The sequence below is a fragment of the Bosea sp. NBC_00550 genome (assembly GCF_026020075.1).
In the GTDB taxonomy this organism is placed as follows: domain Bacteria; phylum Pseudomonadota; class Alphaproteobacteria; order Rhizobiales; family Beijerinckiaceae; genus Allobosea.
Map to the genome: position 1 here is coordinate 940,967 of NZ_CP102772.1, position 24,170 is coordinate 965,136.

A 24,170-nucleotide genomic window follows, 5' to 3' on the forward strand; every position below is an offset into this window, starting at 1 on the left:
GTGTCCATAACATTGGGGATAAGTACGATGGTAACCTACATCAAGAGCGACCTGGACTTCATCCTCAAGCAGATCAAGATCGCTGAGGCTGACGCTGCGTTCCGGCAGGGCATCTCGACCGGCGATCCGGGCAACCCGGCAAAGCCGCTGTTTGGACCCGGTGGATCGATTCCGACCTACAACCTCTCCTGGGGGCTTCGCACCGTCGACGGCTCCTACAATCACCTGCTTCCCGGCCAGGAAAAGTGGGGCGCGTCCGATACGCCGTTCAACGAGCTGATGAATCCGACCTTCCGCACGATCATGGTGGACCCGGATGGCGCTGGCCCTGCTGGCCCCGTTCCGATGCTATATCGGCCCGGCGTCGACAATGACGGACCGACCATGCAGGTTCCCGGGCCGAATGGCCCGATCACCATCGGCAATCGCGCCGGCCCGAGCGATGTCATCGACCCCTATGTGCGTGTGATCAGCAATCTGTTGGTCGACCAGACGCTCTCCAACCCGGCTGCCATCCTGACAGCTCTTCAGAATGCCGGGGTTGAAGATCCTGGCATGGTGATCACCGGCCAGATTGCCGCGCTCTACGTTCCACTCAAGCCGCTTTTCAAGACATTCGAGGAAGCCGCGCGCGCTGAAGCTTCGGCCGCCGCAGCAGCAGCAGCCAGCCCAGGCAACGAGGCCCTGCAGGACGCCGCCGATGCGGCGCGGCTCGCCCTCGATGCGGCAAAGGCGGCTATCGATGTCGCCGCCGGGCCAGCGCCGACCGGCAATGGCCTCTTCGAACTGCTGACCGAGAACGGCATCGCGCTGGACGGCATCAACGTCCACATCCCGAATTTCGCGCCAGACGAAGGCCTTTCGGCTCCGTTCAACTCCTGGTTTACCCTCTTCGGCCAGTTCTTCGACCATGGCCTCGATCTCGTCAACAAGGGCGGCAGCGGCACCGTGATGATTCCGCTCAGCCCCGACGATCCGCTTTATGTCCAGGGCAGCACCACCAATTTCATGGTTCTGACCCGCGCCACTGTTTCGGCCGGCCCGGACGGGCAGCTGGGTACGGCGGATGACGTGCGCCCGGTCAATACCACGACCGCCTATGTCGACCAGAACCAGACCTATACCTCGCACCCCTCGCACCAGGTCTTCCTGCGCCAATATGCAGCGACCGCCGGCGGCCCGGTTTCGACCGGCCACCTGATCGAAGGCGCCAATGGCGGCATGGCCACCTGGGGCGAAGTCAAGGCGCAGGCCGCGACCCTGCTCGGCATCGAATTGACCGACAACGATGTGGGCAAGGTGCCGCTGCTGCGCACCGACCCCTATGGCAATTTCATCCCGGGCCCGAACGGCCTTCCGCAGATCATCTACAATATCGGTCTGGACGGGATTCCAAACACCGGTGACGACCTCACGGTCGAAGGCAATCTCGCCAATCCGGTCAATCCCTCCAACCTGTTCGACGTCGTTGCACCGGCGGTCCCGACCGAGGCGGTCCGGCTCAACCACGCCTTCCTCGCCGACATTGCCCATAATGCAGTGCCGACCGGTCTGGCTGACGGCGACATCACCATCGGGCTCGACAATCCCGGCAACGAACCGGGTGTCTATGACAACGAGCTGCTCGACGCCCACTTCGTCGCCGGCGACGGTCGCGCCAATGAAAACATCGGCCTGACGGCCGTCCACCACGTGTTCCACTCCGAACACAACCGCCTCGCCGAACACACCAAGGCGACGGTGCTCGAGAGCAAGGACCTGGCCTTCATCAATGAATGGCTCGTGGTCGACATCACCCAGGCGCAGCTAAACGCCCTGCCGGCGACACTGCCGACCGACGCCGTGGCCCTCAAGGCCCTGCTCGACAGCTTCACCTGGGATGGCGAACGCATCTTCCAGGCGGCCAAGTTCGGCACCGAAATGCAATACCAGCACCTGGTGTTCGAAGAATTCGCCCGCAAGGTCCAGCCCAACATCAACGTGTTCCTGGTGCCCGATGGCTTCGACACGATGATGGACCCGACGATCTTCGCCGAGTTCGCGCATGTGGTCTATCGCTTCGGCCACTCCATGCTGACCGAGTCGATCGACCAGTTCGACCCGAACTTCAATCCCAACCACATCAGCCTGATCCAGGGCTTCCTCAATCCCACGGCCTTTACCAGCACCGATGGCGTCGACGACGGAATTGCAGCGGGCGCGATCATCCGTGGCATGACCCGCCAGGTCGGCAACGAGATCGACGAGTTCATCACCAGCGCGCTGCGCAACAACCTGCTCGGCCTGCCGCTCGATCTCGCCACCATCAACCTCGCCCGTGGCCGTGACGTCGGCGTGCCCTCGCTCAATGAAGCGCGCCGCACCTTCTTCGAGATGACCAACCAGGATGCCCTCCTGACGCCCTATACGAGCTGGATCGACTTTGCGGGCAACCTCAAGCACGAAGCCTCGATCATCAACTTCGTGGCGGCCTACGGCACGCATTCGCTGATCACCGGCGAAACGACGGCCGAAGGCAAGCGCGACGCCGCGATGACGCTGATCTTCGGCACGCCCTTCGGCAAATTCGCCGCTGATCCGGCCTTCGTCATGCCGACCGATGCGGAGGCATTCCTCAACGGCACCGGCATCTATGCCGCGAACCTGGGCGGCCTCGAGAATATCGATCTCTGGATCGGCGGCCTTGCCGAAAAGATCATGCCCTTCGGCGGCATGCTCGGCGCCACGTTCAACTTCGTCTTCGAAGCGCAGATGGAACTGCTGCAGAGCGGGGACCGCTTCTACTACCTGCAGCGCCTCGACGGCCTGCATCTCTTCGGCGAAATGGAGAACAACTCCTTCGCCGCCATGATGATGCGCAATACCGACGCGACGCACCTGCCATCGGACGTGTTCTCGACGCCCGGCCTCATCCTCGAGATCGACCAGCGCCGGCAGTACAATCCGGGCCTGGGCGAAAGCGGGGGCGCCGACGGCATTGTCGAAGACAATCCTCTGACGACCGATATCGACGAGAGCGCCGACAATCTGGGCATTGACCCGACCGGTACCGGCATCCTGACCCAACTGGTCGTCCGCAATAATCCGGCGACGGCAGGCACTGACACCAACTATCTCAAATACAATGGCAGCGACCACGTCGTGCTCGGCGGAACCGATCCGGGCAATACGTTCAATCCCTCGGGCAATGACGTCCTGATTGCCGGCATCGGCGACGATACCGTCTATGGCGACGGCGGCAACGACATCATCGAAGGCGGTTTCGGCAACGATATCCTCAATGGTGGTGACGGCGACGACATCATCAAGGACATGGGCGGCGACGACAACATCAAGGCAGGCAAGGGCAATGACGTCGTGCATGCCGGCCCGGGCCTCGACCTCGTCATGGGCAATGACGGCCAGGACTTCATCTTCCTCGGCACCGACATGGGCTCGGAAGTGTTCGCCGGCACCGGCAACGACTTCATCTATGGCAACCGCAATGCCGAACGCATCCTCGGCAACGAGGGCGACGACTGGATCGAAACCGGCACCTTCGACGGCGCCCCCGGCGACAATTTCGACGAGGTCTTCGCCCATGACAGCATCGACGGACACGACGTGTTCCTCGGCGATGGCGGCTTCGACGAATTCATCGGCGAAGGCGGCGACGACATCATGGTGGGCAGCACCGGCCGCGGCAAAATGGCCGGCATGTCGGGCTATGACTGGGCGACCTACAAGGACAGCACTTTCGGCATCAATGCCGACCTGTCGCGGCCCATCGTCTTCGACGAAGCCCCGACGCTGCCGGCGAATGCCGCCCTCGACGAATATGCGTCCATGGAAGGTTTGTCGGGCTCGAAATACAACGACGTGCTCGGCGGCTCGAATGCCTTGGGCTCGGAACGCCTGCCCTTCGACCCCAATGCTCCTGATGGAACGACCGGCCAGGAAGGCTATCGCGGTAGCCAATTGACCAAGGAAAGCCTGGCGCTGATCTCTGGCCTTGCCGAAGTCTTGGGTCTTACTCCTGCGCAGGTCACCGCAATGGCGGCCGGCACCGTTGTCTTCAATGCCGGCGACATCATCCTCGGCGGCGACGGCAGCGACATCATCCAGGGCAATGCCGGCGATGACATCATCGACGGCGACAAGTGGCTCGACGTGCAGATCGCCGTCTATGCGACCACCGAGCGGACCGGCACGCCGATCGCCTATCACAACAGCATGACGACGCTAGCCGCGAGCATGTTCAACGGCTCGATCAATCCCGGCCAGCTCGGCATCGTCCGCACGATCAAGACGGACACGACGAGCGGCGACGTGGACATCGCGCGGTTCCAGGGCGCCCGCGGCGAATATGCCTTCTCGGCCACGGCGGATGGGCAGATCGTCGTTTCGCATGCCGTCGAAGACTCGCTCGATGGCACCGACAAGCTGCGCAACATCGAAAAGGTGGAGTTCGCCGGCGGCGGCGCGCTCAACATCATCGTGGGCACGCCCTATAGCGACAATGGCCTTGCCCCGCAGGGTGCGGCTCCGCTCAACCAGCCCGTGCTCAACGGCACGGCGGCCGACGACCTGATCCTCGGCCTTGCCGGCTCCGACGTTCTCAACGGCAATGGCGGCAACGATATCCTGGTGGGCGGCGCCGATGGCGCGGTCGCTGCCCTAACGACCGTGACCTTCCAGGACAATTTCAACACTAGCAGCTTCGCCAACTCCAACGGCAATACCGCTTGGACGACGCCTTGGACAGAAACCGGCGACGGCAACGCGCCCGGCGGCCAACCGACAGGCAGCCCAACTACCGGCCAGATTCGCCTCGATGATGGTCAGGACAACCTACGGTTCAATGCCGGGGATGGCGGCCAGATCCAGCGCACCGTCAACCTTGCCGATGCAATTGCAGCCACTCTGACCTACACCGTGGGCCGCAGCACCGGCGGAAACAGCCTTGACGCCGCACCAGACGACGACGCTGTCAGGGTCTATTTCTCGCGGAGCGGCCTCGATGCCGACTTCATCTTGGTCGACACTATCAACAGTACGTCGTCCCTGGCGGCGCGCAATATCAATCTCGCTCTCGTCGGTACTGGTCCCTTCACGGCAAATGCGGCGATCCGCTTTGTCACCAGCACGCTAGAAGGAAACGAGTTTGTCTCGATCGACACCCTGGCTATTACCCGCACCACTGTGGGCAGCGGTGCCGTCGCCGGCGACACGCTCAATGGCGGGGCCGGCAACGACACCTATTCGTTCGGCCTCGGTGATGGCATCGACGTCATCAACGAAGCCGGCGGCGTAGGCGCAGGCACGGCAGACAAGATTTCCATCCTGGCCCCCAGCACGGGCTTCGATGTGGATGGCCTGCCGATCCTGACCATCAACGCCCTCAATGCCTTTGACAGCAATACAGGCAATGAGAACGGCAATCTGGTGATCAACTACACGCTGCCCACCGGCACGCAGCAGTCCATCACCGTGAATGGCCACTATACCGGCACCACCGCGGAGACGGGCATCGAGCTCATCAACTTCAATGGCGCCTTCTTCAATGGCTACCAGTTGGTCGGCGACTATGCCGTCAGCCGGGCGGATCCGACCGGCGGGACGCGCACCGTCAACCTCGCGGCCTCCACCGCCAATAATTTCATCGCCGGTGAGGACGCGGACAATGACGCCATAACCGGCGGTCTCGGCAATGATCTGATCTTCGGCGGCGGCGACAATGACGATCTCGTCGGCGGCCTCGGCGACGACCTGCTCGTCGGCGGCGCGGGCAATGACGACCTCGATGCCCGCGATACCGGCGATCCGGATGCTCTCGACCTCGTCGGAGCGGGCGGCGGCGACACGCTGGTCGGCGGCCTCGGCAGTGATACCTACGGCGTCGACGACCTGCTCGACGTGGTGGTGGAAGCTGCCGGCGAAGGCACGGACACGGTCGAAACCTTCATGACCGAACTGTCCATGGCAACCATGGCCAATGTCGAAAACCTCGTCTATCGCGGGGCCGATGCGGGAGCCTTTGTCGGCACCGGCAATGCCGGCAACAATGACATCACCAGCGGCGACCTCAACGATACGCTGAGCGGGCTCGGCGGCATCGACATTCTCCGGGGTGGCCTCGGTGCCGACACCATGATCGGCGGCGATGGCAACGACACCTACTTCGTCGACGATGCCGGCGATGTGGTGACCGAAACCAATACAGACCTCGTGGTCGGCGGTACCGATCTCGTTGAATCCAGCGTCGATTTCACGCTCGGCGCCAATGTCGAGAATCTCGACCTCAACGACACGGCAGTCAGAGGGACAGGCAACGCCGCCAACAATGTCATCACCGGCAATAACGCGAACAACGAGCTGTTCGGTGCCGGTGGTACCGACACGCTCAATGGCAGCGACGGCAATGACCTGCTCGATGGCGGGGACGGCAATGACACGATCAACGGTGGCGACGACAACGACACCATCATCGGTGGTGCCGGCAACGACACCATCGATGTCGGTGGCGGCTTCAACACCGTCGTCTACAACGCTGCGGGCTTCGGCGGCGACATCATCAACAGCTTCGACTCGGTCGGTGGCACCGCTGCCAACCAGGACCTGATCAATATCAGCGCCCTGGGGATCACGGCAGCGAACTTCGCCCAACGGGTGACCATCGCCGACATCGAAGATGGGGCGACGGACGATACCCTGATCACGATCTATGATGCCGGCGGCATTGCCGGTGGCGTGGTCCTCGGGACCATCCGCCTCGAAGAGGTCGAGGCCACGGTCTCCGGCACCGGTGCAACCGCGGTCGGCGTCAGCGCGCTCGACTTCATCCTCGCCGGCGCCGCGCCCACCAGCACGATCAACGGCGACAACAACGCCAATACGCTCAACGGCGTGGGAACCACCTCCGAAACGTTCAATGCCAATGGCGGCAATGACACCGTCAACGCCAATGGCGGCAATGACGTCGTCAATGGCGGCGAAGGTGCCGACATCCTCAATGGCGGCGACGGCAATGACACGCTCTCGGGCGGGATCGGCAGCAACATCGGTGCCTTTGTCGACAGCTTCGGCACCGAGGCCTATTCGAACAATAATGGCACAATCTCCTTCGCCGGAGACTGGGCCGAAGGCGGTGGCGAGACCACCAGTGCCACCGGTGGCGATATCTCCATCGAGGGCGGTCGCTTGCAGTTCAACGAGAACCTTGATGGCGGCGAGTGGATCCAGCGCGCCTTCAACCTGACTGGCGCAACCTCGGCGACGGTGCAGTTTGCCTTTACCGGCGACGGTAGCGTCACCGGCACGGAGAACGTGACCGTCCAGGCCTGGAATCACACCAGCAATAGTTGGCAGAACCTGGCCGGTGGCGTGCTCAATTCGACCAACGCCAACTTCTCGGTGGCCCTGTCGGCGCAGCAAATCGGGCCGCAATCCGCGATCCGCTTCCAGGTAAATGGCGACTGGGATGGCGGCGACAACGTCTTTATCGACAACTTCATCGTCAACGCGACCATTCCCGGCCTCAATGCCGGTGTGGATACCGTCAATGGCGGCAACGGCGACGATACGATCGTCTGGAATGCCAATGCCTCCGGCCCGACCGATGGCAGGGACGTAGTCGACGGCGGCACCGAAGGCGGCGCCGGCGACACCTTCTCGATCGTCGGCAATGCTTCGACCGAAACCTACCGCATCTATACGAGGGCCGAATTCGCGGCGCTCAATCCGGCAGCGGCGCTGCTGGCGGCCACCGAGATCGTCGTTACCCGCAACGGCACCGATGCCGCTTCGGTGATCGCCGAACTCAGCGAGATCGAAGAAATCCGCATCAACGGCGCCGATCCTTCGGGAACTGGCGGTCTCGCCGGCAACGACAACTTCGAGATCATCGGCGACTTCTCGACCACGAGCCTGCGCCTCAACACCATCACGATCGATGGTGCGGCCGGCGACGACACCGTCGACATTTCGGCCCTGACCTCGGCGCACCGCATCGTGTTCCGCTCCAATGGCGGCAACGACACCATCGTTGGGACGTTGCGGCCGCAGGACGTGATCGAGCTGCCCGACGGCGCGGCGCCGGAGGACTACGAGATCACGACCGACGCGAACGGCGTGACCACCATGACGAGTCCGACACATAGCATCTGCTTCACCGCCGGCGATGGGATGCCGCAATTCGGCTCCGGCGATGAAGAAGACGAAGACGAAGATGACGATGATCATGACGACGACGACGATGACGATTGCGACGCTGACGACGATGATGCGGGCACGCCGGCTCCCACGCCGACGGGTGGCAGCAACGTCCGGGTCGGGACGGCCTCGGGTGATGTCCTGCTCGGCACGAGCGGCGGCGACAGCATCATCGGCCTTGCCGGTGACGATGTCCTCATCGGCGAAGCCGGGGACGATGCGATCTCCGGAGGCGATGGCGCCGATTTCGTCGACGGTGGCGCGGGTCGCGACACGGTGCATGGCGGCTCGGGCGACGACCATGTCTTCGCCGGAGCGGACGCTGATCTGGTCAATGGCGAGGCCGGAGCCGACAGGCTCTTCGGCCAGGGCGGCAACGACGTCATCAATGCCGGAGCGGGCGATGACGCTGCCTTCGGCGGGGCCGGCAACGACCTGTTCGTCGGCGAGGTGGGTGACGGCAACGACACCTATTACGGCGACGAGATCGATGGCGGCAACGGCGTCGACACGCTCGACCTGTCGGCGATCAGCGCCAATCTGACGGTGGATCTCGGCAATGGCATGCTGGGGCGCGGCAGCGCCGTCAGCAGCCAGAGCGGCAGCGACACGCTGTGGCATATCGAGAACGTCGCGACCGGCTCCGGAAACGACACGATCACCGCAAGTCGCGCGGTGAATGTGATGGAGGGCGGCGCCGGCGATGACGTCTTCCGCTTCTCCGATGTCGAGAGCGCGGATGGCGACACTATCCTCGACTTCCAGCCCGGAGATCGCCTGGATCTGTCTGGCATGGATGCCAATAGTGGGGTGGCGGGCAACCAGAACTTCACGCTCGTCAACGGGCCTGCCTTCGATGCGGCGGCACAGTTGATGGTGTCCTACGAGGAGCGGGAAGGCGTCGCCTACACGGTCGTGAGTGGCAATGTCGGCGGCGACGCGGCGGAGGAGTTCCGCATCGAGCTCAAGGGCAGCCACAACCTGACCGCAAACAACTTCGTCTTGTGAATGTGAACGAAGGCCGGCGGGCGGGCCGCGTGGTCCGCCCGCCTTCTCCACTTTCCTTCACCGCTATGATTAAGGGCGCGCCGCCATGGCCTCCTCTGCCCGTCTCACCGAAGCCCGCAAACGCGACGGAGCCGTGCTGACCCGGGATTTCCGCCAGGTCGCATTGTTCCTGTTCCTGATCTCCGGCCTGATCAACATCCTCGCGCTGACCGGCTCGTTCTATATGCTGCAGGTCTACGACCGCGCGCTGACCAGCGGCAGTGTTCAGACGCTTGCCGCCCTCTCCGTGCTCGCAATCGGCCTGTATCTGTTCCAGGGCGGCTTCGACATTGTCCGGTCGCAGGTGCTGATCCGGATCGGCGCGCGCCTCGACGAAGATATCGCGCCACTCGCCCATCGCGTCGCGCTCGATATGCCGCGTTTCGGCTTCTCCAGCACGGAGGCACTCGAGCGCGGCCGCGACGTCGACACGGTGCGCGGGTTTCTCGGCAGCCAGGGGCCGGCGACCCTGTTCGACCTGCCCTGGATCCCGCTCTATCTGGCCTTCGTGTATTTCCTGCACCCTTGGCTGGGCGCGTTGACATTGGGCGGCGCCGTGGTGCTGTCCCTGCTGACGCTCCTGAGCGAGATTCTGGCGCGGAGGCTGAGCAGCAGCTCGCGCCAGGCCGCGATCGCCCGCAATGCGATGGCTGACACCCATGCCCGCAACGCCGAGGTCGTGCGGGCCATGGGCTTCTCCGGCCGCGCGGTGGCACGCTTCGACCGTGTGAATCGTGAGCACTTGGCGCTGCAGACCAGTGCCAGCGATCTCGGCGGGACCTTCGGAGCGGTCGCGCGCGTCCTGCGCATGATCCTGCAATCGGCGACCCTCGGCCTCGGCGCCTTCCTCACCATCAAGGGCGAGCTTTCCGCGGGCGCGATCATCGCCGCGTCGGTCGCCTCTGCGCGGGCGCTCGCACCAGTGGACCAGGCGATCGGCAACTGGAAATCCTTCGTCGCCGCGCGCCTCGCCTTCGGGCGGCTGCGCGAGACCGTGGTGGCGCTGAGCAAGGCGGTCGAGCCGATGGAGCTGCCCGCACCGCACCGATCCCTCGGGGTCGATCGTATTACGGTCGCCGCGCCGGGATCCGGCCAGGTGCTGCTGAGCGAGGTCAGTTTCGAGCTGACCGCGGGCAAGGCACTTGGCATCATCGGCGTCAGCGGCGGCGGCAAGACCACCCTGGTTCGCGCGCTCACCGGCATCTGGCCGTGCCTGCGCGGGTCGGTTCGGCTCGACGGCGCGAATCTGGAGCAATGGCCCGAGGATGCGATTGGCCGCCATCTCGGTTATCTGCCGCAGGAGGTGAGCCTGCTCGATGCCAGCATCGGCGATAACATCTCGCGGCTTGCGCCCGATCTCGACCCGGCCGCCATCGTGGCCGCAGCGACCGCAGCCGGCATCCACGACATGATCGTGAAGCTGCCGGAAGGGTATCAGACGCAGCTGGGGCCGCAGGGCACCGCGCTTTCGGCCGGCCAGCGCCAGCGCATTGGCCTGGCTCGCGCGCTCTACGGCAATCCCTTTCTGGTCGTGCTGGACGAGCCGAACTCCAATCTCGACAGTGAGGGCGAGGCAGCCCTGACGAGGGCGATAGAAGGCATCAAGGCGCGCGGCGGCATCGCGATCATCGTCGCCCACCGGCCGAGCGCACTTGTCGCGGTCGATTTGCTCGGCGTCGTGCAGGGCGGCAAGCTTACCGGCTTCGGTCCCAGGGACACCATCCTCAACCCCGTACAGAAGCAGCCCGCACCCGCCGGGACCGATGTTCCGGTCGAGCCACGCCTGCCCGCCGCCAGCGGGATCGATGGGGGCGCTGGTCCGCTCAGGAGGGTGACAGCATGATCGAGGTCAAGGCGCTCCGGCCCGCTCGGAATTCCGCACCCTCAGCCGAGGAAATCTACCGGAAGGCGCAGGGAGAGCCCGCGCCGTCACGCTGGCCGGCCGCTCTCGCGGTGATCGTTCTGGCGGTCGCCGCATATCTGCGCTCGCTGACGTCGACGCAGGCCGAACCGGAGCCAGGCCCAGTTGACACTGCGGCCGCACCCCAGCCGGCCGGCGAGGTGGAGCTTCAGGGCGACCCGGACGAAACCGGTTCGATTCCCGAGGACAAGAACGACCACGAACTCGGCTCGGGCGCGGCGAGCGATCCGGTGCCGGGGCTGGTGGATTTCCTCGGCATCGATTCGCCGCCGATCGACTATGAGCAGCTGCCCCTGCAGCCCTTCGTGCGCGAAACCATCGCATTCGGCCTGGACCGGGTCAGCAACGACAACCGTTTTGCCGCGGAGGGCTCGCAGACAATCGGCGGCGCGAGCGTGTCGAGCGGCCCACATCTTGTCCCCATCGAGGGGGGCGGGGCGCGGGTGCCGGTCGTCGTGGCGCCTTTCAACCCGGTGATCTTCGTTCCCGAACCGCATGATCCTCCCGACGGCCCCGATCCCGATCCCGATCCGGTTGGACCGCAGGACCCGACGACCCGTAACCGGTCCCCGCGCCTGGCGAAATCGGTCCAGCTTGGCGAGATCGGTGCCTGTCAGACATTGCTGCTGACAGCGGCGGGGTTGCTGGTGGGCGCGTCGGATGCCGACGCCGATCCGCTGACGGTCCGCAATCTGCAGGTATCGTCAGGCACGATCGAGCTGACCGAAGACGGCTGGCAATACCGGCCGGCTGCCGGATATTACGGCCCCGTCTTCGTGAGCTATGGCGTGACCGATGGCATCGCGACCGTCTCGCAGGTCGCGGTACTCCGGGTGGTCGAAATCCTGGAGCTGGACGGCACTGCCGGTGACGACGTGCTCACCGGCACGGACTGTGCCGACCTGATCAGGGCCGGCGATGGGAACGACACCGTCGATGCGCGGGCCGGCAACGACATCGTGCACGGGGGCGCGGGCGACGACCACATCATAGCGGGTGCCGGCAACGATATCGTCTATGCCGGTGCCGGTAACGACGTCGTCTATGGCGGCACCGGCATGGATGTCCTATTCGGCGGCGCCGGCAATGACCGCCTTTACGGCGAGGACGGCGACGACCGCCTGTTCGGCGAAGCTGGCGACGACCTTCTCGTCGGCGGCCTGGGGAACGACGAACTCTCGGGCGGCGACGGCAACGACACGATCTTCGGCGAGGCCGGTGACGATGCAATCGACGGCGGCGCCGGCGACAACGAGCTGCATGGCGGCCCGGGCAACGACCATATCCGTAGCGGCCCTGGCAACAATGTTATCTCGGGCGGTCCCGGCGACGACATCATCGCGACCGGCGACGGCTACAGCGCGATCGACGGCGGATCGGGCGATAACATCATTTCGGTCGGGAACGGCCTGAACCACGTCAGCGCCGCCGATGGCAACAATACGGTGCTCGGCGGCGCTGGCGTCGAACTGGTTCAGCTCGGCGCCGGACGCGATGTCATGCGGCTCGGCGGCGGCGACGACGTCGCAAAGGCGGGTGCTGGATCCGACCTTCTGTTCGGCGAGGAGGGCGACGACACCCTCTTCGGCGAGGCGGGGGACGATCGTCTGGACGGGGGCGACGGTGACGACACGCTTTCGGGCGGGGCCGGTAACGATGTTCTCGTCGGTCGTCGGGGCGACGACCTCGTCGATGCCGGGGAGGGCGACGACCTCGCCGATGGCGGCGAAGGAAACGACACCTTGCTCGCCGGCGCCGGCGACGACGAGGTCGAGGGCGGCGATGGCTGTGATGTTATCGATGCCGGCACAGGCGACGACGAGGTCGATGCAGGGAACGGAGACGATGTCGTGTTTGCCGGATCCGGCGACGATAAGGTCGATGGCGGCGATGGCGACGACGTTGTCCGCGCCGGGGACGGCGATGACATCGTCGAGGGCGGGGACGGGAACGATACGCTCGATGGAGGAATGGGCCGTGATACGGTCAGAGCGGGATCGGGCAACGATATCGTGATTGCCTCACTGGATCAGCAAGACGATTGCCTCCATGGCGATGAGGGGCATGACACCCTCGATCTTTCCCAGACGAGCGATGGCGTAACCGTCGACCTGACGGAGAACAGGGCCGTTGGCATCGAGATCGGGGAGGATACGGTTCTCGATTTCGAAGCCCTGATCGGCGGCGAGGGGAACGACCACTTCATCGTGGGGTCGAAGGGCGCGACGGTGACGGGCGGCAGGGGCGAGGACCGGTTCGAGTTCGACGTATCCGCTCCCGCCGATAACGACCTGATCCACCAGATCCTCGATCTCGAGGAGGGCGACCGCATCATCGTCAAGCAATACCAGGTCCATTCCGACGCCGAGGCTGGCGGCACCGAGATCGACCCATTCAACGAAACCTATAACGGCACCGACGAGGACCGACGCCCGTTCCGCTTCCGCATCGAAAAGATCGGGGAGGACGACAGGACCTTTGTCGATGTCTTCGTCGCGCAGCAGGACGAAAAGGATTTCTCGATCGAAATCTATGGTGCTCACAAATTGTATTATTACTGATCCAGCGTGGTGTGGTCGCCGCTCGCTATGGCGCCGAGAGGGTTCGTGTCATGAATGCCCAAAATTTCGACGCCAAGCTCTTCGCCAAGGCACAGAAAGGCGCTCGCGCGGCCGAACGGCGGGCCGATTTCGGCCTTGGTCCGCACATTGTCTCCGGCATGGCGCTGGCGTTGCTGCTCGTGGTCGGATTCGGTGGCTGGGCTGTATCGGCCAATCTCAATGGCGCGGTTCTCGGCCAGGGAACGGTCAAGGTCGATCAGAACCTCAAGGAGGTGCAGCATCGCGACGGCGGCATCATCCGGTCGATCGCGGTCAGGCAGGGCGACAACGTCAGCGAGGGACAGGTTCTGTTCCAGCTCGAGGACGTCCAGACCCGCGCGGAACTGTCGATCGTCCGCTCTCAGCTGGCGGAGCATCTTGCCCGCGGCGCCAGGCTGGTCGCCGAGCGTGATGGTTTCGACAAGGTCGATTTTCCTTCCCCTCTCGCCGCCTTTTCCGAGGAGGCCGCTGAGATCATCAAGGGCGAGACGCGTCTGTTCGAGGGGAACCGAACCAATCGGGAAAGCCGCAAGGAGCAGCTCGAGATCGGCATCGTCCAGTCCGGGGAGGAGATCAAGGGGCTACAAGCGCGGCATGTCGCCAAATCCGAGGAGCTCAGGCTCGTCGAGATGGAGCGCACGAAGTTTCTCGGGCTCTTCCAGAAGGGCTATATCGATGGCTCAAAGGTCTTCAACATCAACCGGGAATGGGCGCGGCTGCTCGGTGAGCGCGGGGAGATCGAGGCGACGCTCGCGCGTGCCAAGCTTCGCATCAGCGAAACCCGGCTGCAGATCATCTCCATCAACGACACCGCGCGGACGGAGGCGCAGCGCGAACTGCGTCTGGTCGAAGCCAAGCTGTCGGAGCTGCAGGACCGCCGCGTCGCCGGTGAAGACCGGCTGTCACGCACCGAGATCCGCTCCCCAATCGCCGGGACGATCAACGAGATGACGATCTTCACCATCGGCGGCGTCATCACGCCGGCTGCGCGGCTCGCCACCATCGTTCCCATCGGGGCAAAACTGACGATCGAGGTGCGTATCGCACCGGCTGATATCGACCAGGTCAAACCCGGTCAGGCCGCGCGTCTGCGCTTCTCAGCCTTTAATCGCAACATGACGCCCGAAATTCCCGGCAGGGTCAGCCATGTCTCGCCGGCCACGACGAAAGATCCCGCGACCGGCCAAAACTACTATACATGCGAGGTCCAGATCGAAGGGGATATCGCGGTGCTCGGCGACCGCAAGCTCCTCCCGGGAATGCCGGTCGAGGTGATGATCACCACCGAAGAGCGCAAGGCGCTCTCGTTCCTGACCAAGCCTTTCACCGACCATGCGAGCCGGATGTTCCTGGAGCGCTGAGTTCTATTCACTTGCGAGTGAACCGAAGCAGCGTAACTGGATCTAACAGCGTGGAAAATTGTCGAGGCGCTGGCGCTGCCCGCGCCAAACTGGGACCATCCGGAAGCAGACATACCGAACGTCCGCAATGGGGGGCGGGCTCAACTGATCGCCGCAACACACTCGGCGAACCTCTCGGCTGGGGTTTGATAGAGCAAGGTCTTTCTGGGCCGTTCGTTGAGCTGACGGGCGATGGCGCTGAGCTGGGCCTGGCTTTGCAGGGACAGGTCGGTTCCGTGGGGAAGATACTGGCGCAGGAGCCGGTTGGTGTTCTCGTTCGAGCCACGTTGCCAGGGTGACCTGGGATCGCAGAAGTAGACCTCGACGTTCGAAGCGAGGGCCAGCCGCTTGTGGTCGGCCAACTCCTTGCCTCGGTCCCAGGTCAGGGACTGATAGAGTTCGCCTTGATCAGGGCGGTGATGACGCTCCCGGTGTCTTTGTTGGCGACCTTGACCAGCATCACGTAGCGCGAATGCCGCTCGACCAGCGTGGCGACGTAGCTGTTCCGGGAGCCGCCGATCAGGTCGCCTTCCCAGTGACCAGGGACCGCACGATCCTCGACGGAGGCCGGCCTTTCGCTGATGGAGACGGCGTCCCTGATCTGGCCCAGGCCGTTCCGCTTCAGGCTGGCGTGCCGGGAGCGGCGGATCGTTCGCCGGGCCCTCAGGTGGTCCAGCAGTTCCTTCTTCAGCACCCCACGGGTCTGGATGAACAGGCTGCGGTAGATCGTCTCGTGCGACACTTGATTGTGTGGCTCCCGGGGGCAGGTGCGCTTGAGCCAGCCGGCGATCTGCTCGGGCGACCAGTTCCGCTGCAGCTTGCCGGATACTGTCCGGGCCAGACCGGGTCGGCAAGCCAGCTTGCACGGCTTGGGACGCAAGGCCCGGTCCCAGGCCGCCTGATCGGAGCGCGCCGCGCGGTAGCGATCCGGCCCGCCGTTGCGCTGAACCTCGCGACTGACCGTGGACGGTGATCGGCCCAATTGCCGAGCGATCACGCGCAGCGACCGGCGGGTGCTGAGCCCTCGGGAGATTTCCTCCCGCTCGCTGAGAGTGAGCGCCCGCGGCGCCCGCCGCCGGTCTGGAGGCCGAATGCCGCCCGTCGGCGAAAGCACCGAGAACACCGAAGAGGACTCCCGATCGAACCGCCGCCCAATCGAACTCATCGACTCGCCGGCCTTCCAGCGATCCCAGATCTCAGCCCGCTGGGCCGCCGAATAGTAGATCCGCCGCCGCTGCATCATCACCCACGCTCCATCTCCAAAGGAAAAGTAGCGTGTTGCGATTACCGATTGAGACCACCGCCAACTCCGGAAGCTCCGCGTTTGGGAATTCGCGCGCCCATCGCCTCGTCCGCCCGCGAAGTCCGATGGACGGCCTGCGGGGAGGGGGGAGCCGCTGTGCTAAGTTAGCCGACCGGCACAGAGCCACTCGTTTTCCGGCAGGTTCTTAGCTGAACTGGCGCGCTTGCACACGTCGAGCTGAATGCTCTGGTCGACAGAACCCTGCTGCGGGAAACTGAGCGACGCCGGCAAAGCCGGCGTCGCATGTCAGATTGCGGAACTCGACCGACAATCGCGGCAACACTATGCCTCTCTCTTCACACCGGGCACCCCGGAATAATCAACTACAGCCTGTCGTGGATCCGCAGGTGTTGCATTTCAGGCAGGTGCCGTTGCGGACCAGGGTGAAGTTGCCGCATTCGCCGCAGCTGTCGCCGACATAGCCCTTCATGATCGCCTCGGCCCGGCGCTCGGACTGCGACGGCTGGGCGGCCGGGGCCGCGAAGCCGAGCTTGGCGATCTCCGCCTCGCCATAGGCTTCCGGTTCTTCCTTCAGCGCGGTGGCGCCGGCGGTGGCGAGCGCCGTCACCGATGAAACCGACCGGGCGACCGCATCGTTGGCCGCGCCGCCGCCCTGGATGGCGAGCAGGTTGATCGGCTTGCCGCGGCGGAACCCGGTGGAGGCCAGCGGGGTCGAGGTGATCGGAGCCGTCGCGTCCGGCGCCTTGTCCTGGCCGACGCCGCCGCCGATCACGTCATGGCCGATCTCGGAGGGATCGACATGGGCGAGGTCGTTGCGGCCGAGATAGGAGATCGCGAGCTCGCGGAAGACGTAGTCGAGGATCGAGGTCGCGTTCTTGATCGACTGGTTGCCGGTGACGAAGCCCGAGGGCTCGAAGCGGGTGAAGGTGAAGGCCTCGACATACTCTTCCAGGGGCACGCCGTATTGCAGGCCGAGCGAGACCGCGATGGCGAAGTTGTTCATCATCGCCCGGAAGGCAGCGCCCTCCTTGTGCATGTCGATGAAGATCTCGCCGAGGCGCCCGTCCGAATATTCGCCGGTATGGACATAGACCTTGTGGCCGCCGACCACCGCCTTCTGGATGTAGCCGGTGCGGCGGTCGGGCAGCTTTTCGCGCTCGCGCTTGCGCTCGATACGCTCGACGATGCGCTCGACGATCTTCTCCGAGATCTGGGTGGCGCGCGCCGCCATCGGCGCTGCGACCAGTGCCTCGATGGCGTCGTCGGCATCCTCGTCCTCATCCGAGATCAGCGCCGAGTTCAGCGGCTGCGAGAGCTTGGAACCATCGCGATAGAGGGCGTTGGCCTTCAGCGCCAGCTTCCACGAGAGCATATAGGCGCTCTTGCAGTCCTCGACCGTGGCCTCGTTCGGCATATTGATGGTCTTGGAGATCGCGCCCGAGATGAAGGGCTGCGCCGCCGCCATCATGCGGATATGGCTCTCGACCGAGAGATAGCGCTTGCCGATGCGGCCGCAGGGATTGGCGCAGTCGAAGACGTTGTAATGCTCGGTCTTGAGGTGCGGGGCGCCTTCCAGCGTCATCGCGCCGCAGACATGGACGTTCGCCGCTTCGATCTCGGCCTTGGTGAAGCCGAGGAAGGGCAGGAGCTCGAACGACATGTCGTTGAGCTTCTCGGCCGGGACCTTGAGCGTGCCGGTGAGGAAATCCTCGCCCAGCGTCCACTTGTTGAAGACGAACTTGATGTCGAAGGCGCTCTTCAGCCCCTTCTCGATTGCCTCGATCTTCTCGTCGGTGAAGCCCTTGGAGCGCAGCGTCGAGGGATTGACGCCCGGCGCCTGCTTCATCGAGCCGTGGCCGACGGCATAGGCCTCGATCTCGGCGATATCCGCCTCGCGGTAGCCCAGCGCCCTGAGCGCGTCCGGCACGGCGCGGTTGATGATCTTGAAGTAGCCGCCGCCGGCGAGCTTCTTGAACTTCACCAGGGCGAAGTCGGGCTCGATGCCGGTGGTGTCGCAATCCATGACGAGGCCGATCGTGCCGGTCGGCGCGATCACGGTCGACTGGGCGTTGCGGTAGCCGTAGCGCTTGCCCTGCTCGAGCGCCTGGTCCCAGACGGCGCGCGAGCGCTCCGCCATGGTGACAGCCGAGCCGCCGAGGCGGGCGAGGGTCGCATGGTCGAGCGGAACCGGGGTGACGCTCAGGCCCTCATAGCCATCGGCAAGGCCATGGGCCGCGGTGCGATGGTTGCGGATGACGCGCAGCATGTGGCTGGCGTTCTTCTTGTAACCGGGGAAGGGGCCGAGTTCGCCTGCCATCTCGGCCGAGGTCGCATAGGCGACGCCGGTCATGATCGCGGTGAGGGCGCCGGCGAGCGCACGGCCTTCGTCGGAGTCGTAGCCGAGACCCATGGTCATCAGCAGGCCGCCGATATTGGCGTAGCCGAGGCCGAGCGTGCGGTACTCGTAGGAGAGCTCGGCGATCTCGCGGGACGGGAACTGCGCCATCGTCACCGAGATCTCGAGCACGACCGTCCAGAGCCGGCAGAGATGCTCATAGGCCGCGACGTCGAAGCTCTTGGTCTCGTTGTCGTAGAACTGCAGCAGGTTGGCCGAGGCCAGGTTGCAGGCCGTGTCGTCGAGGAACATGTACTCGGAGCACGGGTTGGACGCCCGGATCCGGCCCGAGGCCGGGCAGGTGTGCCAGTCGTTCATCGTCGAGTTGAAGTGCAGGCCCGGATCGGCCGAGGCCCAGGCGGCGTAGCCGATCTTCTCCCAGAGGTCGCGCGCCTTCAGCGTCTTTCCGACCTTGCCGTCGGTGCGGCGGATCAGGTTCCAATCCGCATCCGTCTCGACGGCACGCAGGAAATCGTCGGTCAGCGAGACCGAGTTGTTCGAGTTCTGGCCGGAGACGGTGAGATAGGCGTCGGAATCCCAGTCGGTGTCGTAGGTATCGAAGGAGATGTCCTTGTAGCCCTGCTTGGCAAACTGGATGACGCGCTTGATGTAGTTGTCCGGTACCAGCGCCTTGCGGGCGAGCTTCACCTCGCGCTTGAGGGCCGGGTTCTTCTCGGGGTCGAAACAGGAATCGCCTTCGCCCTCGCAGTTGATGCAGGCCTTGAGCACGGCCTTCATGTGCTTCTTGACGGTCTTGGAGCCGGTGACGAGGGCGGCGACCTTCTGCTCCTCCTTCACCTTCCAGTCGATATATGCCTCGATGTCCGGGTGGTCGGCGTCGACCACGACCATCTTGGCGGCGCGGCGCGTCGTGCCGCCCGACTTGATGGCGCCGGCCGCGCGATCGCCGATCTTGAGGAAGGACATCAGGCCCGAGGACTTGCCGCCGCCGGCGAGCTTCTCGCCTTCGCCGCGCAGCATCGAGAAGTTGGAGCCGGTGCCGGAGCCGTATTTGAACAGGCGGGCCTCACGAACCCACAGGTCCATGATGCCGCCCTCGTTGACGAGGTCGTCCTGCACGCCCTGGATGAAGCAGGCATGCGGCTGCGGATGCTCGTAGCTCGACTTAGACTTCACCAGTTTCCCGGTCTTGAAATCGACGTAGAAATGGCCCTGGCTGGGGCCGTCGATGCCATAGGCCCAGTGCAGGCCGGTGTTGAACCATTGCGGCGAATTCGGCGCGACGCGCTGGGTGGCGAGCATGAAGCGCAGCTCGTCATGGAAGGCCTGGGCATCCTCTTCGGAAGAGAAATAACCGCCCTTCCAGCCCCAATAGGTCCAGCAACCCGCAAGGCGATCGAAGACCTGCTTCGACGAGATCTCGGAGCCGTAATGCTCGCCCTCCGGCAGCTCGGCGAGAGCGGCCTCGTCGGCGACGGAGCGCCAGAGGAAGGAGGGAACGTCGTTCTCCTCGAACTTCTTCAGGCGGGCGGGGACGCCGGCCTTGCGGAAATATTTCTGCGCGAGCACGTCGCTCGCGACCTGGGACCAGGCCTCGGGAACCTCGATGCCCTCCAGCCGGAAGACGACGGAGCCGTCCGGGTTCTTGATCTCGCTGACGGCCGATCGGAACGGGATCGCGGCGTAGGGCGACTGTCCGGCGGTGGTGTAGCGGCGCTCGATGCGCATGATCTTCGTCCCTTGATCTGCCGCGGGCTTGCCTTGAAGCCTCGCGCGGCCGGTTGATCACCGGCTCCTGATGTCAGCCCAAACTCGGTTCGACGCCCTGTGGGTCCTCGGCGGTGTCGCCCCGCTTGCAGGCCCGGTCACGCCCAAAATGCCCGCGCAATCCCGTTCGCTTCCACGTTAGGCGCGGATGCGGCGGCAGGCCCGGAACACTCTGGAAAACTAGGGTTCCGCAGTCATCCAGAGGGGTTGCCACCGGCTGTCATGCGATGGTCAAAATCTAGCGCCGATCGCTACCGTTCGTCAAGGAATAGTGCTCTGCCATCCCTGTGGACACGACATCTGGTAGGTATGTGTGAGTTATGGGGATAAGTTTCAAGGCGCCGGCTAAGCCTTGGAAATAGCGACGAGAATCGCCGGCCCGCGGCAAGATTGCCACAGAGCCGAGCGAAGCGCAGTCCGTAAAATCCCCACTATTCATGGTTGACGAAGCCTGAATCCTGGCGTGTCGCAAGCGCGCCACATATGGCAGTTTCGGGGAGCGGGCCAAGTGCTTGAAGTCGGTGCGCTTCGGCCCGCGCATCATGGCGGCGGGCAGGCCGAATCACGGCGAAAATCCGGCAAAGCGCTCCTGACAGAATCAGGCATTGGCGCGACGAGATTGGATGGAGATCGCTCTTCCTTATATGGGCCGCCATGATTCAAGTCGCATCGAAGGCGAGTTCGCTTGCCGCCGCGGATACCGTTTTCGAACTCAGGCGCTACCTGCTGAAACGAGGACAGCGTGAGACGCTGATCGCCCTGTTCGATGCGGAATTCGTCGAGACGCAGGAAGATGTCGGCATGAGCGTCGTCGGACAGTTCCGCGATTCCGGCCAGCCCGATCATTTTGTCTGGTTCCGCGGTTTTGCCGATCAGGCGGTGCGCAGTGCTTCGCTGCCGCGATTCTATGGCGGGCCGGTCTGGGCCAAGCATGGCCCTGCCGCCAACAAGACCATGATCGATTCCGACGATGTGCTGATGCTGAAGCCGGCGGGGAGCGAGTCGGCTTTCGCCGGTCTGCCGGAGCGGCCGACCGGCATCTTCCCGGATGCAGGGAGGCTGATCCTCGTTTCGACCCATCACGTCCCCGCGATCTCAGCCGAAGACGAGCTGCGGCAGGAGGCGGCTCGGATCGCGGATACGGCTCTCGCCGCGGGCGCGACCGTTCTGGCAAGCCTGATCAGCGATCACAGCCCGAACGGCTTCCCCCGATTGCCGGTGCGGGCGGAAGCGAATGTCGTGGTGACGGTCGTTCGGCCGCCAGAGGGCGGGAGCCCTGCCGTCGCCGCGGCGCTGGGCACGATTGGCGCTGGAGCGGCCGCGACCTCAGTCGAGGTGGCGGAGCTGATACCGACGGGGCGCTCGCGCCTGCGTTAGCGCGGCGTGACGCTAGGCCGCCTTGCTCCGGGCTGGACAGGGCAGGGCGCTGCCGCCATAAGTCAGGCCGAGACGCGCCCGCATATCTGCGCGGCGCCGCAACTGCACGGACTGACGACGATGAAGGACTGGCTGCTGCAGATCTTCACCTGGTGGAACGGCCAGACCATCGGCACGCGCTTCCACACCTGGCGCTTCGGCGAAAAGGTGGGCGAGGACGAGTTCGGCAATGTCTATTACCGCACCGCAGGCGGGGTGAAGGACAAGGCGCTCGGCTTCCAGCGCCGCTGGGTGATCTACAAGGGCGAGGCCGAGGCTTCCAAGGTCCCGCCCGGCTGGAACGGCTGGCTGCACCACACCGTCGACGTCGCGCCGTCCGAGGAAAGCTATCAGCCGCGCGAATGGCAGGAGCCGCACCAGCAGAACTGGACCGGCACGGCCCTGGCCTATCGCCCGCAGGGTTCGACCCTGGCCGAAGGCGAGCGCCCGGCCGCGACCGGCGACTACCAGGCCTGGACGCCCGGCCGCTGAGGCGAAGGCTCCGAGACACAGGGCCGCTCGATTCGGGGCGGCCTTTTTCATGGTCGGTGGGGCAAGATACCCGGCGGACCGGTTTCTTCAGGCGGGCGGGAAACAGAACCGGCTCGGCTGTTATTCGGCGTGCTCAGCGTTCCATGTCGCCGCATATTCGGCGCACATGCGGTAGACCGCATCGCGATCCGTACAGCCCGCTGGTTTCAAGCGCGTTGGCAGAGCGGTCTGAAACGGCACGTAACCCTGATGGGCAAGCCGCCAGAGGCGACGAAGCTCTTTCAGCGGCTCGGGATGGTCATCGACCCGCAGATCGAAGCTTGGAAACGGAGCCTCGGTCCATATGCGGATGGCGCAGGACTGGCGGCCCCTCTTGTCGCCTCCTGCGCGTTCGCCGGCTTCCATTGCGACGATGAGGCGCTCGTCAAAACTCAAGGCGGAGGCCGAGACATAGGCATTCAGGCTTTCATCGACGACCTGCTGCCCCGTCAGCATATTTCCCGCGACGGAGACTTGTGGGCCTTCGACGCTCCCGCTCCAGCCGATACACGCCGAACCCGTATAGGCGGACACCCCGCCTTCGCGGTCGACCAGATGGATTTGTCGGTGGTCGCGACCTTCGTCCAAGGCTGACAGTGCAGCCACGACGTCACGCGCGGAGCAGCCTTCCTGCAGCAGCCTCACCCCGTCGACGCCGAAAAACGGGTTGGCGAGGGCTTGGGTCGCTATCGCACCGGTGCGGCCGGCTCCATACGGAACCACAGCTCCGACAGCCAGCGCCTTCGATGCGCACAAGATGCCAAACGCGCCGGTTTGCGCATCTCTTGCGACAATCGACCAGGTCATGGAGCGTTCCTCGTCTCGGCAGTGAGGGGCAATAGGCGCCCATTCGACTTTTTGCAAAGCGCGCTCTATCGCGAGACGTGAACCGGTGGTCCTGCCAGACCGCACCGGCCATCGATGTCTGTGCAGCTTAGGTTGCTGGCGGCATTTCAGGCGCGATGCCCTTTTTCCGCTGCGTTTGCCGTGTTACTGCGCCTCGTCGCGGTCCTTCCGCGCTGTCGAAGAGATTCGCGCCAGCATGCCGTCGTTGTTCCGTTTTCCGATCCTGGCAGGCCTCGCCACGAGCGCCGTCGCGATGCTGGCCGCGATGGGGCCGGCACAGGCCGACCGCATCCGCAACCCGACCGCCGTCTTCGCCGGGCTCGACAAGATCACCGGCCGCATCATCTCCTTCGAGGTCGCGGTCGACGAGACCGTGCAGTTCGGCGCCCTCCAGCTGACGCCGCGCGTCTGCTGGACCCGGCCGCCGACCGAGGCACCGCAGACCGACTCCTTCGTCGAGGTCGACGAGGTCACCTTCAAGAACGAATACCGGCGCATCTTCACCGGCTGGATGTACGCGGCGAGCCCCGGCCTGCATGGCGTCGAGCACGCGATCTATGACGTGTGGCTGACCGACTGCAAGGGCGGCACCGAGCTCGTCGTCGATCCGAAGGAAGCCGAGCCTCCACCAGCGCCGGAAGACCCGCGCCGGCCGCGCACACCGCCGCGCGATCCCAACCAGCCGCCATCGCTGCAGCAGCCGGCGCCGCTGCCCGGCGGGCGCATCGATGTCGAACCGCCGCGCGGCGTGCCGGTGCAGCCGCAGCGCCCGAGCCAGCGCTTCTTCCCGACCAACCCCGGGCAGGGTCGCGACCCGACCGGCGGCGGCTGA

At 64.7% G+C, this 24,170-nt stretch carries 9 protein-coding genes and 1 pseudogene; 7 read left to right on the top strand and 3 right to left on the bottom strand.

Annotation, left to right across the window (positions count from 1 at the left end):
* The 4 genes from NWE53_RS04520 to NWE53_RS04535 all read left to right on the top strand — a co-directional run bounded on the left by NWE53_RS04520 (position 1) and on the right by NWE53_RS04535 (position 15,119).
* Positions 1-9,198 (top strand): peroxidase family protein, encoded by a 9,198-nt coding sequence (locus NWE53_RS04520; protein WP_265053181.1) that lies wholly within the window; start codon positions 1-3, stop codon positions 9,196-9,198.
* Between the two features lie 85 nt (positions 9,199-9,283).
* Positions 9,284-11,080: a type I secretion system permease/ATPase gene (locus NWE53_RS04525; protein ID WP_265053182.1), complete on the top strand. Its 1,797-nt coding sequence runs from the start codon at positions 9,284-9,286 to the stop codon at positions 11,078-11,080.
* Entirely contained in the window at positions 11,077-13,719 is a 2,643-nt protein-coding gene (locus NWE53_RS04530) for a calcium-binding protein (protein WP_265053183.1), read from the top strand. The genes NWE53_RS04525 and NWE53_RS04530 overlap by 4 nt, the downstream gene beginning before the upstream one ends.
* 50 nt (positions 13,720-13,769) lie before the next feature.
* Complete coding sequence (locus tag NWE53_RS04535) at positions 13,770-15,119, top strand: HlyD family type I secretion periplasmic adaptor subunit (protein ID WP_265053184.1); 1,350 nt, start codon at positions 13,770-13,772, stop codon at positions 15,117-15,119.
* A 140-nt stretch (positions 15,120-15,259) separates the two neighbouring features.
* Here the strand turns inward: NWE53_RS04535 and NWE53_RS04540 are convergent.
* A pseudogene (locus tag NWE53_RS04540) lies at positions 15,260-16,401 on the bottom strand (IS30 family transposase).
* Positions 16,402-16,780: 379 nt separating this feature from the next.
* On the bottom strand, positions 16,781-20,506 hold the full coding sequence (locus NWE53_RS04545) for a vitamin B12-dependent ribonucleotide reductase (protein ID WP_265053185.1): 3,726 nt from the start codon (positions 20,504-20,506) through the stop codon (positions 16,781-16,783).
* 693 nt (positions 20,507-21,199) lie between these two features.
* Here NWE53_RS04545 and NWE53_RS04550 point away from each other — a divergent pair.
* Positions 21,200-21,922 carry an NIPSNAP family protein gene (locus NWE53_RS04550; RefSeq protein WP_265053186.1) on the top strand — a complete coding sequence of 241 codons (723 nt, stop codon included), beginning with the start codon at positions 21,200-21,202 and terminating at the stop codon, positions 21,920-21,922.
* A 120-nt stretch (positions 21,923-22,042) separates the two neighbouring features.
* A complete protein-coding gene (locus NWE53_RS04555) occupies positions 22,043-22,453 on the top strand; it encodes an NADH:ubiquinone oxidoreductase subunit NDUFA12 (protein WP_265054815.1) in 411 nt (136 codons plus the stop codon).
* 120 nt (positions 22,454-22,573) lie between these two features.
* On the opposite strand, the gene NWE53_RS04560 is transcribed toward NWE53_RS04555, so the two are convergent.
* Positions 22,574-23,299, bottom strand: coding sequence for a DUF1028 domain-containing protein (locus NWE53_RS04560; RefSeq protein WP_265053187.1), 726 nt, complete (start codon positions 23,297-23,299; stop codon positions 22,574-22,576).
* A gap of 244 nt (positions 23,300-23,543) precedes the next feature.
* On the opposite strand from NWE53_RS04560, the gene NWE53_RS04565 reads away from it, so the two are divergent.
* The gene (locus NWE53_RS04565; protein ID WP_442865016.1) at positions 23,544-24,170 is read left to right on the top strand and encodes a DUF2155 domain-containing protein; all 627 of its coding nucleotides are present in this window, start codon (positions 23,544-23,546) and stop codon (positions 24,168-24,170) included.

Coding starts and splice junctions, on each gene's coding strand:
- NWE53_RS04560 (WP_265053187.1), bottom strand. CDS start 23,299: ATGACCTGGTCGATTGTCGCAAGAGATGCGCAAACCGGCGCGTTTGGC.
- NWE53_RS04525 (WP_265053182.1), top strand. CDS start 9,284: ATGGCCTCCTCTGCCCGTCTCACCGAAGCCCGCAAACGCGACGGAGCC.
- NWE53_RS04535 (WP_265053184.1), top strand. CDS start 13,770: ATGAATGCCCAAAATTTCGACGCCAAGCTCTTCGCCAAGGCACAGAAA.
- NWE53_RS04550 (WP_265053186.1), top strand. CDS start 21,200: ATGATTCAAGTCGCATCGAAGGCGAGTTCGCTTGCCGCCGCGGATACC.
- NWE53_RS04545 (WP_265053185.1), bottom strand. CDS start 20,506: ATGCGCATCGAGCGCCGCTACACCACCGCCGGACAGTCGCCCTACGCC.
- NWE53_RS04530 (WP_265053183.1), top strand. CDS start 11,077: ATGATCGAGGTCAAGGCGCTCCGGCCCGCTCGGAATTCCGCACCCTCA.
- NWE53_RS04555 (WP_265054815.1), top strand. CDS start 22,043: ATGAAGGACTGGCTGCTGCAGATCTTCACCTGGTGGAACGGCCAGACC.